Consider the following 12,876-nt stretch of genomic DNA (forward strand, 5'->3'; position numbering starts at 1 on the left):
ATATGCCAAAATTGGCTTGAATCTGCGGGTGGAGCAAACCGCGCGGAACGTTTGAAACGTGAATGAGACATAGCACACACCAGAACGAAGGAATGAATACTTGGCTGAGTTTATTTTCCAAATGATCAATGCTCGCAAGGCCTACGGCGACCGTGTGATCCTTGACGACGTGACCCTGAGCTTTTTGCCGGGCGCGAAAATCGGCGTCGTCGGCCCCAACGGCATGGGCAAGTCCACCCTCTTGAAGATCATGGCCGGGCAGGAAACCGTCTCCAACGGCGAAGCGAAGCTGACACCGGGCTATTCCGTGGGCATCCTGCAGCAGGAACCGCCGCTGGACGAGGACAAGACCGTCGGTGAGAACATCAAGGCCGCTTTCGGTGACATCACCAAGAAGGTCGACCGGTTCAACCAGATCGGCGAGGAGATGGCCGACCCCAACGCCGACTATGACGCGCTGATGGCCGAAATGGGCAAGCTGCAGGAAGAGATCGATGCGGCCGACGGTTGGGACATCGACTCCCAGCTCGAGCAGGCGATGGACGCCCTGCAGTGCCCCGATCCCGACACTCCCGTGAAGGTCTGCTCGGGCGGTGAGCGCCGTCGCGTGGCGCTGTGCAAGCTGCTGCTGGAAGCCCCCGACCTCTTGCTGCTGGACGAGCCGACCAACCACCTCGACGCCGAATCCATCCTCTGGCTCGAACAGTTCCTGCACTCCTACAAAGGTGCCGTCATCGCCGTCACCCACGACCGCTACTTCATGGACAATGTGGCCGAATGGATCTGCGAGGTCGACCGCGGCCATCTCTACCCCTACAAGGGCAACTACTCCACGTATCTGGAGACCAAAGAGAAGCGCATGGAGATCCAGGGCGCCAAGGACGCCAAGCTCGCCAAGAGACTCAAGAACGAGATCGCGTGGGTCAAGAGCTCGCCCAAGGCCCGTCAGGCCAAGAACAAGGCCAGGCTCGAGCGCTACGACGAGATGGAGAACGAGGCGCGCAACGCCAAGAAGCTGGACTTCTCCGAAATCGTCATCCCGCCGGGGCCACGTCTGGGCTCGCAGGTGCTGGAGGCCGAGCATATCCGCAAGGCGTTCGGCGACCGCGTGCTGATCGACGATCTCTCCTTCACCTTGCCGCGTAACGGCATCGTGGGCATCATCGGTCCCAACGGCGTCGGCAAGTCCACCCTCTTCAAGACCATCGTCGGCAAGGAGCCGCTGACCAGCGGCAAGCTCGACATCGGCGAAACCGTCAAGATTTCGTACGTCGACCAGAACCGCGAGGGCCTCGACCCGAACAAGAACCTCTGGGAGGCGGTTTCCGACGGCAACGACTTCATCGAGGTCGCCGGCGTCGAAGTGCCGACCCGCGCCTACGTCGCCAGCTTCGGCTTCAAGGGCAGCGACCAGCAGAAGCTCACCGGCATGCTTTCCGGCGGCGAGCGCAACCGTTTGAACCTCGCGTTGACGCTGAAGCAGGGCGGCAACCTGCTCCTGCTCGACGAGCCCACCAACGACCTCGACGTCGAAACGTTGGAATCGCTGGAGAACGCGCTGATCGAGTTCCCCGGTTGCGCCGTGGTCATCTCCCACGACCGCTGGTTCCTCGACCGCATCGCCACGCATATCCTCGCATGGGAGGGCGATGACGACAACCCGGCCAAGTGGCACTGGTTCGAAGGCAACTTCCAGGCCTATCAGGAAGACAAGGTCAAGCGCCTAGGCGAAGAGGCCTCCCGCCCCCATCGCATCCACCGAAAGCTCACGCGCTAATCCTCCGAACAACTCATTGTTCCTTACTGACTGACGTGGGGAGGTGGGGATATACAATGCTCGGGACGCTCCTTGGCCGCTCGGCCATGTCTTACGCCCGATCATCGCATATCCCCACCTCCCCACTCAACTTTTAACCGTTAAAGATTTCTAACAGTTCGCTTTGCTGAGTAGAGGGACTGGGATATGTGATGCTCGACCGTAAAGACTTGGCCTGAGCGGCCCGGAGCGTGTCGAGCATTATATATCCCAGTCCCTCTACGTCATGAGTAAGTTTTATATATGCAAATCTGATGGGCCAGCGCGAAATAATAAATAAATAGACAGGTTCAGATGATGGCGAAATTCGGACGGAAAGTTGGGCGGCGCGGATAGACTCGCATAAGCGTTATTTGACAGAATCGAGGAGTGACATGGCGAAAGTCAAGGCGGGCGACGCAGCACAGCAGGCGGTTGAGGCGCTCAAGCTCAAGGCAGGAGAAGAGCAGGGCGGACGCACCGTCTTCCATGACGCCACGAACCTCTACTACCCCACCGAACACATCTACGGCGGCCAGATGACCGCGCAGGCCATCATCGCCGCGTCCGACACCGCCGACGACGACAAGGTCGCCAACTCCATCCACGCCACATTCATCAAGGTCGGCAAGCTCGACGAGGAGACCCGCTACGAGGTCGAATCGCTGAGAGACGGCCGCTCCTTCTCGACCCGCCGCGTCGACGCCAAGCAAGGCAAACAGCTGCTCTTCACCGCCACGGTGAGCCTGCAGAAGGCTGGCCAATCAGGCGTGGAGTTCAACGATGACATGCCCAAAAACCTGCCCGCCCCGGAAACGCTTACCAGTGCCAAGGATCTGATGGAGCCTTACGCCGACCAGTCCGGCTTCGCCAAGTACTACGCCTCGCAGTCACCGTTCGACATCCGCCACATCGGCTCGACCGTGATGTTGGAACCGGACAAGGAAAGCGCCGACAAGGATTCCGGCAGGCAGATGGTCTGGATGCGCATGGCCAGCCCGGTCACGGCCTCGCAGAACATCTATCGCGCGTTGCTGGCGCTGGAATGCGATCAGGTGATGATGGAGCCGGATCTGCGCCGCGCGGGCTTGAGCATTTCGACACCGGGCATCTTCTACGCCTCGATCGACCACTCGATGTGGTGGTATGACAACATCGACATGAATCAATGGCACCTCTACGTGCAGGATGCTCCGGTGGCCGGCCATGGCCGCGCCCTGGGCATCGCCAAGGTCTATTCGGCAGACGGCAGGCTTCTGGCCGCGATGACGCAAGAAGCCACCATTCGAGTGCCAGAGAAGAAGGACGACAAGAAAAACTGAATTTCATCAGTTATCGAAATAATTTGGCGGATGGAATGGCACTCAAACCAATCCATCCGCCGAAATCGTATATATCCAAACTCATACCAGTCTAGGAATCGCTTCTTTTGCCCATGGAACCTGCGGCGAGCTTGCGCCGGCGTTCACGGCGCTTCGCGGCCTTGATCTTCGGATTCTCCGCACCCTCATCTGGCGGAAGCTGGCAGAACCATTCTCCGATGATGCCCACAACCATGTCGGCGATGCAGATAACGGTGGCGATAGCGCATTGGATGATCACGTTGTGATAATACGAGGCACCCCAATGGGTCAGGCAGAGCAGCAATTGCGCCAGATACCAGCCGGCGAGTCCCGCACCTGCGATGCCCAGCGCCTTGCAGAGCACCAGCGTATAGACGGCTTTGGTGGGGTCGATCCAGCTTTTGCGCTTGGCCGGGTCGGTGATGGCGTATTGGTGCACCTGCAAGGCCAAAGCCAGGACGACGACACCGAGCAACACCAGCACGAACGAGACGAACCACGGGGCCCCAATGAGCGAAAGACCGGTCATCTCGTCGGATTTGAACAATATCGCGCCGAACACCAGGCCTATCAAGACCGCGATCACGTAATACCACCAAGGGGTCCGTCGTGCACTCATTGCGTCTCCCCCAGTATCCAGCGGTCATCGACCTTGCCCACGCGGGCGGCATCGGGCGCCATCGCCAGCAGGAAGGAGACCGGATCACCGTCGAGCCTTGCGTCAGGGTCCATATCAAGCCAAGGCGCAAGGATCTCGGCCTGCTTCTTGGCTTCCACCAGCGGCAGTTCGATGGCGTACGCGACATCCGCAGCGGCATCTTGAGCGGCTGCTTCCGCGCTCATTCTCTCGCCTTCGACATCGATCAGCCGCAATGTGACGGCGCCTTCATGCGAGGCCGAAAGGGAATCAAGTAACGCCGCGATGGCCTGCGGCTTCAGCTTGGTGGTCATCTGGATGACGGCGGCGCTGGCATCGGAGCTGTCATCAACGCCCATGACGTGATACAGCGGCGAGATGCCCTCGACCTGGTTGCCTGGCACCGCGTCCAGCGAGACGATGGCGGAACGGAAGCGTTTGGCGGCGTCACCAGTTTTGCTGCGCATGGCGATGACGGCGCGTCGGGGCACGTCATAGACGTCGTCGGCGGTGTCCTGCTCTTGGGCCCGCTTCTTATCGGCTTCGTCCTTGCGCCGCTGTTCGGCGATCGTCGCGCCAGCCAGCGAAGCCTTGGTGGGAGCGGCGCTTCCGCCTACGCTGGTTGATGTGATTTCGCCTTCGCCAACATTATTGCCAATTGTCACCGGAACGCCGGTGAATCTGAGCCGGCTAATGGCTTGCGTATCGCCTTCGTTTTCGTCTCCATCATCAAAAGACGATGAAACCGCGGCATCCGCTTCATCATCAAGATGAACCGTGATCTCGGCGCGTGCCTTGCCGCTTTGAACGGCCTGGAGCACCCGTTGCCATGCCTCGGCACCGGCAGCAACATCCTCGCTCAGTGTCTCATCGAACGAGAGCGAAAACCGCGCCTGAACGCCGAGGGGCGTGCCATCAGCTGTCACGCCCCTCAACTCCCGCGAATCATCAATTGGCGAATCCGTCATGTCGTTCACTTGGACTCTTCGGGCTTCATGCCGACCGAACGCTTGAGCGATTCGGGAATCGGCACCGGCGGGATGTCGGAATCCGGGCGAGCCGAATCGGAAAGCCAGAGCTTGCGTTCCGGAGCCATCTTCAAGTTGGCGAAGATGACCTTCAGCTCCTTCTCGTTCAAAGTCTCCTTGACGAGCAGCTGGCGCACCAACTCATCGAGCACGTCGCGGTTATCGGTGATGATTTGCCAGGCCTCGGTATGCGCGGTCTCAAGCATATTGTGCACTTCTTCATCGATGACGTCCTGCGTACGCTCGGAGTAATCATGGATGAAGTTGTTGGCGGAATCCTCGCCGTGCTCGGAATCGCCCCATTTGACGGCACCGAGCTTGGAGGAAAGACCGAATTCGATGACCATCTTACGGGCGATCTGCGTCGCCTTCTCGATGTCGTTGGAGGCACCGGTGGTCGGATCGTGGAAGACGATCTCCTCGGCGGTGCGCCCGCCCATGGCGTAGGCCATCTGATCCAAAAGCTCGTTGCGGGACTGGGAGTAACGGTCCTGCGTGGGCATGACGGCGGTATAGCCCAAGGCACGGCCTCGCGGCAGAATCGTCACCTTGGTCACCGGATCGGTGTTGTGCAGGGCGGCGGCGACCAGCGCATGGCCACCCTCGTGATAGGCGGTGTTGCGCATCTCGTCGAGGGCCATGCCGCGCGACTGGCGCTTCGGGCCGGACTGGACGCGGTCGATGGCCTCGTCGATGGCGCGGTTGTCGATCAGCTGGGCTCCCACACGGGCGCACAGCAATGCGGCCTCGTTCAGGACGTTGGCCAAGTCCGCACCGGTGAAGCCGGGGGTACGCACAGCCACAGTGTGCAGGTCGACGTCGGGAACGAACGGCTTGCCCTTGGCGTGCACCTTGAGGATCTCCTCGCGGCCCTCGAGATCCGGGGCCTCAACGGCCACCTGACGGTCGAAACGACCTGGTCGCAGCAGCGCTTCGTCGAGCACGTCAGGACGGTTGGTGGCGGCGATGATGATGAGGTTGGTATCGTTGTCGAAACCATCCATCTCCACGAGCAACTGGTTCAAGGTCTGCTCGCGTTCGTCGTGCCCGCCGCTCATGCCGGAGCCACGCTTGCGGCCGACGGCGTCGATCTCGTCGATGAAGATGATGGCCGGAGCGTTCTTCTTGGCCTCGTCGAAGAGGTCACGCACACGGGAGGCACCGAGACCGACGAACATCTCGACGAAGTCGGAACCAGCCATGGAGTAGAACGGCACGCCAGCCTCACCGGCGACGGCTCGCGCGAGCAGCGTCTTACCGGTTCCAGGAGGGCCATAGAGCAGTACGCCGCGCGGGATGCGGGCGCCGAGAGCCTTGTACTTCGAAGGATCCTTCAGGAAGTCCTTGATCTCCTCTACTTCGGCCACGGCGGCTTCCTCGCCGGCCACATCGGAGAACTTGGTGGTCGGGGTCTGCCCGTCGAGCAACTTGCCGTTGTCCTTCTTGCCGCCCATGCCGAGCATGCCGTTCATGCCGCCACTCATACGGCTGAACAGCCACCAGCAGAGCACCAGAAGGATGATGAACGGCAACAGCGTCGATATCAGATAACCCCATATCGAATCGGACTGCATGTCCGAGGTCCAGCCGTTCTTGGGATCGGCCTTCTGCACGGCCTTGAGCACCTCGGGCCCCTCGGCGAGCGTGTAGTAGAACTGCACGTCACGGCCGTAATTGTGGTTGGCCTTCGTGTTCGGGTCGGTTTTGGTGAAGTCGCTGTCGAGCTTCAGCTTGACCATCTGCTTGTTGTCGACGATCTGGATGCGGTTGGCCTCACCCTGCTGGATGAGCTCCATGCCGTTCTTCGTGTCGATGGTCTGCGTGCCGGTGGAGCTGAAAAGCTGGAAGCCGGCGAGCACAAGCAAAACAAGCACCACGATCCAGAGTATCGGGGACTGCCAGAACGGCCGTTTCTCGTTGGGGTTGCGCTCTCCTCGGTTGTTGTTGCGGCGGTTGTTGTTGCCGTTGTTGGGATTGTTGCCGTTATTTGGGTTGTTGCCCCGGTTGAAGGGGTTGAAAGGATTGTTGTTATTGGGCCCGTTCGGATTGCCCATCGGCCCCATGGGGTTCTGGGGATTCTGAGGATAGCTCATGCCGCTTCTCCTTCATATACTGACGGCTTCAAAACTGCGATGGAATCAAGATTGCGGAAATGTTCCTTATAGTCAAGCCCGAACCCTACCACGAATTCGTCCGGCACTTCGTAACCCTTATATTTCAGTGGCACCTCGACCTCACGACGTGATGGTTTCTCCAATAGCGCAAACACCTCGACGCTCGCGGCGCCGCGCTTTTTCAATTCGTGGGTGAGCCAATCCAACGTGCGCCCGGAATCGATGATGTCCTCGACGATCAGGACGTTACGTCCCTTGACATCACAGGAAAGGTCTTGGCGCACCGTGATCGTCCCGCTGCTTTCCAAGCCTTCGCCGTAACTGGACAGGCTCATGAAATCCATTTGCACGTCGATGCTCAAGGCCTGCGAGAACGCCACCAGGGTGTTCATGGCCCCTTTGAGCACGGCGACCAGCAAGAGGTCCTTGCCTTGATAATCCTTGCTTACCTGCGCCGCCACTTCTTTTATCTTGTGTTCGATTTGCGTCTTCGACACCAACTCTTGGTCAATTTCGTCCTGTACATCCGCGATTTCCATGTCACCCATTTTTACACACGCGAATGACGTGTTTCTGCCTATTTGCTGAATATCCGCTGGGAAGCGAAACAGGCCCCTGGCCATGCCAGTGCGTCACCAGAGCCTCGATGGAGCGCACGTGGCTGGAAGTGAACGCCATCCCCAGCTCGGCGAGCACCCGGGCGATGACACGGCGGCGGATCGCCGGATGGGCTTCGGCAAGCGGTTTGACACGCATATCGACCACCGTGTCTTCGCCGTTCCGGCAAACGGCTTTCCCATAGAGGCCGTCCGCCGAAACCTCGAGGAAATCCCTGTCGGCGCGGGCGACCTCCGTGCTCTGCGCGAGATGTGCCGGGAAATCGCCGTTGAAGAACGAGGACAGATAAGGCATCAGCGTATGGCGTACACGGGAACGGAGCGGGTAGCTTTCCGGCAATGGCTGGTCGGCGGGCATTGTGTCGCCATTGGTGGGGTCATCCCACCATGTGATGCCCAGCTCCCCGCAGATGGCGGTGGTCTGCTTGCGGGTGAGTTCGAGGAACGGACGGAGGAAACGGACGCCGTCACGCTCGAAGACCGGAGGCATGCCGGCAAGCGCATCAATGCCGGCGGAACGCATCAGGTCCATGGCCACCGTCTCCGCCTGGTCGTCACGGGTGTGCGCGAGCAGCACCACGGCGGCAGCGTCGTCGCGGGCGGTTTCGACGATCGCGGCGTATCGCGCCTGCCGTGCCACGTCCTCGGTGCTTCTGCCACCATGAAGGTCTTGGACATCGATGGCGCGTACGGTGACGGGATCGAGCCCGAGATCCTCGCAACGTCGGGCCGCGTCCCGCGCGACCTGCCTGGAACCAGCTTGGAGTTGGTGGTCGACGATGACCGCCCCGCAATGGATCCCAAGCGTCGCGCAGACGATATGGCTTACGGCGGCGAGCGCCATCGAATCACGGCCTCCGGAACAGGCCACCAGAACCGTGGGCGCGTCGGTATCAGGGGTGTGCTTCCCGTGCTGGGCGAACCGTGGATCCTGCCGTTCAAGGCCGACGGACGCGAACGCGCGGCGGACCTCGCCGATCGCCTTCCTCATACTCGCCGAATACGCCATTGTTTTCAGAGCCCCACGAGCGCCGACATGAAGACGTCGATCGCCTTCCTGGCGGCGAAATAGTCCTGCGGCCTATTCACCACCACCGCGAAAGTGAGCACGCCGCCGTTCTTACGTGAGACATTGCCCGCCATCGACGTGACGGCATCAAGCGAACCCGTTTTGACGCGCAGAAGCCCATTCGCGCCCGGATCCTCAAGACGTCTCTTGGCCGTGCCGACGAAACCGGGGACGGACAGCCCCTCGCCCGCCGCCGCGCCGGGGCCGGCCTTGAGGTTATGGGTCTGCACCCCGATCAACGTCTTGACCTCAAGCGCCGACCCCTCGGAGAGCCCGGAGCAATCGGCCATGTTGAGGTTCGCCGTTTCGACGCCCATTTTGCCAAGCTGGTCCTTGACGGCTTTGGTGGCCCCTTCGGGGCTGTTGGCGGCTCCGGTCTTCAAAGCGGTGAGCCTGCCGAATTCCTCGATCAGCGTGTTGTCGGAATGGCGCAGGGTGAAGGCCATCACCTCCGCAAGCGTCGCCGAGCCCACCGTCGCGACGCGGGTAGCCTTGCCCGTGGCCTGGCCGGCAGCGGCCTCGCCATCCACGGCGATGCCACGCTGCGAAAGCAGGGAGGAGAACACCGCGGCGGCATCGTGCGCCGGAGTCGTGGACATCTCGGGGTAGGCGGTGTATTCGTCGATGTCGTGCGGCTCGCCTTTCCACTGCCGTCCCCCGTCGACGGCCATAGAGGCGATGGAAGTGTAATTGCTGTTGCCCGGGTTATGGGAGGCGATGTTGGCGGGAGAGCGCACGGCTCCAAACAGCGTGTCATCGTATTGCAGGTGGATCCGGCTGATATCGCGTTTCCTCAATTTCGCGACGGTCTGGTCGGCGAGTGTGGCGAGGCCGGCCCTGCCATTGATGTGATGCGGGTCGCTCTGCCCGGCTCCGAGCAGCATGTCCCCGTCCGAATTCAGCGTCAAGGTCGCCTCGCCGGCCTTGCCGCCGCTGACGGGTTCCAGCATGGTGCTGGTATGGAAGGTCGAGCCCATGTCCAGCGTCGAGGAGACGGCCAAGGCGGTCAGCGTCTTCATGGTCGAAGCGGGTTCGCGGGGCGTGTCGGGGTTGCGCGAAGCCACGAACTGGCCATTGGCGTCCGCTATCGCCACCGAGAAATCGCCTCCGACCCCCGGCGTGGCGGCGAAGGCGTCAATCAGCGCGTTCGCGGCGTTCTTGTCGATCGGCTTGCCGAGGTCCGCAGGCCCGGCGATCGTTTTGGCGGACTGCACGGAACCGGAAAGCATGGTCGACGTCTTGCCGATGGGAACGATTGTCAACGGGCCCGGGACCCACCCGTAACGGTCGGCGACGAAATAGAACGCGCTGAGCAGCACGGTCAATACGGCGGCGACGGCGATGCGCCACGCGCGGTCGCGCGTGGTATGGTCAGCCTTCCGCGCGTGCATGCCGTGCCCGGAATGTTGTTGCGCCTCTGTGTCCACAACCGCTCCTGTACTGCGCACTGCCAACTAGCCCTTGTGCTCGATGGGCTTCCACTGAGCCTTGGAGAAGATGGCCTGGAAGGAGATGGGGATGTAGCTGGCCATGTAAATCGGGAAGCTCAGCACGTACGCCAGCAGCTCCTTGTTGGAGGCGCCGATCTGGCCGCGTTCCGCGAAGACGGTGAGCGCGGCGAGGAACATCATGCCCAAGAGGCCAAGCACGCCGCCGACTGCCCAACTGATCAGAGAATCGAGCTGGGTGGTCCACGAGACGAAGCCGAACGCTGCGAAAAGGATGCCCAATGCGATGCGCAGCAAGGCCAGGAGCATGAACGGGCAAATGAGCATGGTGAAATCGACGGCCGAGAAATCGCGTTCCTGCACGGCGCGGCGAATCAGCTGGGGCCCGTAATAGCGGAAGACCTGCAAGAAGCCCTTGCTCCAACGCAGCCGCTGCCGCCAGCTCTGGCCGAAGGAGACCGGCTGCTCGTCGTAGAGGATGGCCGTGCCGCAATAGCCGATGCGGTCGCCGTGCAGCACGGAGTCCATGGTGAACTCGAGGTCTTCGGTCAACAGGTGGAATTTCCAGCCGTTGTTGCGCTGCATGATCTCGCGCGAGAACATGAAGCCGGTGCCGCCGACGTGGCAGCTGGAGCCGAACAGCATGCGCGAGTTGTTCAAGAAACGGGATTCGCGGATGAACCAGAGCGCCGAGCCGGAGGAGACCCAGTTGTCGGAGAGGTTGGTGGAGTTGCGGTAGCTCGTGAGGATCTTAAAACCGGACTGGAAGGCCTTGTTCATCTCCTCGATGTAGTGCTTGTCGAGCCGGTTGTCGGCGTCGAAGACGAAGAAGGCGTCGTAATCGTTGGCGATCCCCTTGCTGATCATCGCGTCAAGGAGATACGTCAGGGCGTAGCCTTTGCCGACCTGCTCCATATTGTGACGTTCGACGACATTGCATCCCATGGCGCGCACCACGTCGGCGGTGTTATCGGTGCAGTTGTCGGCCACCAGCCAGATGTCGACCAGACGCGCCGGATACGTCTGCGCGCGAATCGATTTGATGAGGTTCGGCACGACGTTCTCCTCGTTGCGCGCCGAGATCAGCACCGCGTAGCGCTTGTCCATCGGGACGGCGGGAAAAGTGATGTGGTGGTGGAACAGCGAGGCGATGATGCAGACCGCCTGATAGCCAAGGCTGACGGCGCCCAACACGAACATCACGACATCGAGGATGCTCAGCAGTACCATCAGCGCCACCTTCTCCTTGGGTTGTCCGTCTTTGCGTCTTCCGGCTTGTCGTCCGTGGATTTTTCGTTCACCACTCTAGCCTGCACTCCGCCCTGGCCGTCATCCGAGGGTTTCGAGCCCTTTCCCTGCCGCAGCTCCTGGGTGTCCTGCTCATCATCCCGTTCGCTGCCCCTAAGGCCTTTTCGCCGTGGTTCCTCCTGCGAAAGCACACCCTTGGGAATGGCGATCGTCTCGGATTCATCGAGGTCATGGCCGGTGGATCCGGCGTTCGATTCGGCGGTGAGGCGATAGACCTGGTCGCGCAGGTTGCGCAGCTCGTCGTCGACGGGCACCCTCGCGCTCGATCCCTTTGCCGCACGGGGCATGCGCTGCGCCACCGGCTGGACGACATGCTCGTTGAACGCCTCGGCCCCGGCGACGACCTTGGATTTCTTCACCGGCTCGGGGTCGCTCATCAGCGGCGACTCGACCAGCTCGTAACGCTTGGTGTACACCTTGAAGATGGCCTGCAGGCTGGCGGTGATCGGCAGGGCGAGGAACGCGCCGAGCGCGCCGAAGACGGCGCCCAGGACCAATACCGACAGGAAGGCGATGGCCGGGTTCAAATCCATCGTGCGCTGAGAGACCTTGGGCGAGATGATGAGGTTCTCAATCTGCTGGTAGATGACGATGAAGACGACCACGGCGACCCCATAGATGAACCCGCGCGAGCTCCAGGCGAAGATGACCGGCAGGGCCCCGCCGATGTAGGTGCCGATCGTGGGCACGAACTGCGAGACGATGCCGCAGAAGAGGGCCAGCGGCAACCAGTTGGGCACTTTGATGACCATGAGGAATATCGAGGTGAAGAAGGCGTTGAACGCGGCGAGGATCGTGCGGGAGAAGAGGAAGCCGGAGATCTGGTCCTGCACCACCGTCCAGGCCAGGAGGAAACGGCGCTGGGTGACCGGGCCGAGCCATTGGCACAGGCTTCGGCGCATCTTGGGGCCGGCGGCCGAAACGTAATACGTTACCATGACGACGGTCAGAAGGTTCAGCAGGGCGCTGAACAGCCCCATGGTGGTGCTCAAGGCCTGGCCTGCGAAATCGGTGACCCAGGAGGTCTGCACGTTCTTGGCGATCTCGCTGCCGAGGTTCGATATCTCGGGAAGACGGAAATCAGTGTATTGGGCCACCAGATGGCGCGCCTGCTCGTACAGGTCGGGAATCCCCTTGAGCATGGACACCATTTGAGTCACGAACATGTTGCCGAACAATCCCAGCAACGCCAGCACGACGACGATGAGCCCTACAAGCGTCACCGCCGAAGCGACGCCGCGCTTCCAACCGTGCCTGACCAAACGGACGACGAGCGGCTCCATGGCCAGGGCGATGAAGATGGAGACGACCACGTCGAGGATGACGAACTCGACCTTGCTCCATGAGCGCCAGAGGAAAATGCAGACGAACACCATGATGGCGGTATAAAGCAACGCCCGCCCCCACCAATCCGGTGGCCTGCGGGAATCCCCCTTCTGGGGGAACACCGACGCAAAATCGATTTTCTGGCTCTCGCCACTGCCCACTTCCTGCCCACGTTCCTTCATAATTCACCA

General features: G+C 61.1%; 10 protein-coding genes. 2 read left to right on the forward strand and 8 right to left on the reverse strand.

The genetic code is table 11. From position 1 onward, the window contains the following. The first annotated feature begins 100 nt into the window (after window positions 1-100). Together ettA and OZX73_RS06540 are read left to right on the forward strand one after the other, a co-directional pair. Window positions 101-1,777: an energy-dependent translational throttle protein EttA gene (ettA, locus tag OZX73_RS06535; RefSeq protein ID WP_277148691.1), complete on the forward strand. Its 1,677-nt coding sequence runs from the start codon at window positions 101-103 to the stop codon at window positions 1,775-1,777. Between the two features lie 413 nt (window positions 1,778-2,190). After that, on the forward strand, window positions 2,191-3,117 hold the full coding sequence (locus OZX73_RS06540; RefSeq protein WP_277148694.1) for an acyl-CoA thioesterase domain-containing protein: 927 nt from the start codon (window positions 2,191-2,193) through the stop codon (window positions 3,115-3,117). Between the two features lie 91 nt (window positions 3,118-3,208). Here the strand turns inward: OZX73_RS06540 and OZX73_RS06545 are convergent, their stop codons facing one another. From OZX73_RS06545 to OZX73_RS06580, 8 genes are read right to left on the reverse strand one after another with little or no spacing between them, the layout of a single operon-like run. Beyond that, window positions 3,209-3,757, reverse strand: a complete 549-nt coding sequence (locus OZX73_RS06545; protein ID WP_277148696.1) for a DUF3180 domain-containing protein — start codon at window positions 3,755-3,757, stop codon at window positions 3,209-3,211. Next, entirely contained in the window at window positions 3,754-4,743 is a 990-nt protein-coding gene (locus tag OZX73_RS06550; protein ID WP_277148698.1) for a hypothetical protein, read from the reverse strand. Before OZX73_RS06550 ends, OZX73_RS06545 begins: the two co-directional genes overlap by 4 nt. A 5-nt stretch (window positions 4,744-4,748) precedes the next feature. After that, entirely contained in the window at window positions 4,749-6,896 is a 2,148-nt protein-coding gene (gene ftsH / locus OZX73_RS06555; protein ID WP_277148700.1) for an ATP-dependent zinc metalloprotease FtsH, read from the reverse strand. Next, window positions 6,893-7,456, reverse strand: coding sequence for a hypoxanthine phosphoribosyltransferase (gene hpt / locus OZX73_RS06560; RefSeq protein WP_277148702.1), 564 nt, complete (start codon window positions 7,454-7,456; stop codon window positions 6,893-6,895). The genes ftsH and hpt overlap by 4 nt, the downstream gene beginning before the upstream one ends. A gap of 1 nt (window position 7,457) precedes the next feature. Further along, a complete protein-coding gene (gene tilS / locus OZX73_RS06565) occupies window positions 7,458-8,543 on the reverse strand; it encodes a tRNA lysidine(34) synthetase TilS (protein WP_277148704.1) in 1,086 nt (361 codons plus the stop codon). A 5-nt stretch (window positions 8,544-8,548) separates the two neighbouring features. After that, window positions 8,549-10,030: a D-alanyl-D-alanine carboxypeptidase gene (locus tag OZX73_RS06570; protein WP_277148706.1), complete on the reverse strand. Its 1,482-nt coding sequence runs from the start codon at window positions 10,028-10,030 to the stop codon at window positions 8,549-8,551. 27 nt (window positions 10,031-10,057) lie between these two features. Beyond that, on the reverse strand, window positions 10,058-11,281 hold the full coding sequence (locus tag OZX73_RS06575) for a glycosyltransferase (protein ID WP_277148708.1): 1,224 nt from the start codon (window positions 11,279-11,281) through the stop codon (window positions 10,058-10,060). Further along, window positions 11,281-12,867, reverse strand: coding sequence for an AI-2E family transporter (locus OZX73_RS06580; RefSeq protein WP_277148710.1), 1,587 nt, complete (start codon window positions 12,865-12,867; stop codon window positions 11,281-11,283). The genes OZX73_RS06575 and OZX73_RS06580 overlap by 1 nt, the downstream gene beginning before the upstream one ends. Window positions 12,868-12,876 lie beyond the last annotated feature (9 nt).

Origin of the sequence: Bifidobacterium sp. ESL0775 (genome assembly GCF_029395475.1) — a bacterium.
Taxonomy (GTDB): domain Bacteria; phylum Actinomycetota; class Actinomycetes; order Actinomycetales; family Bifidobacteriaceae; genus Bifidobacterium.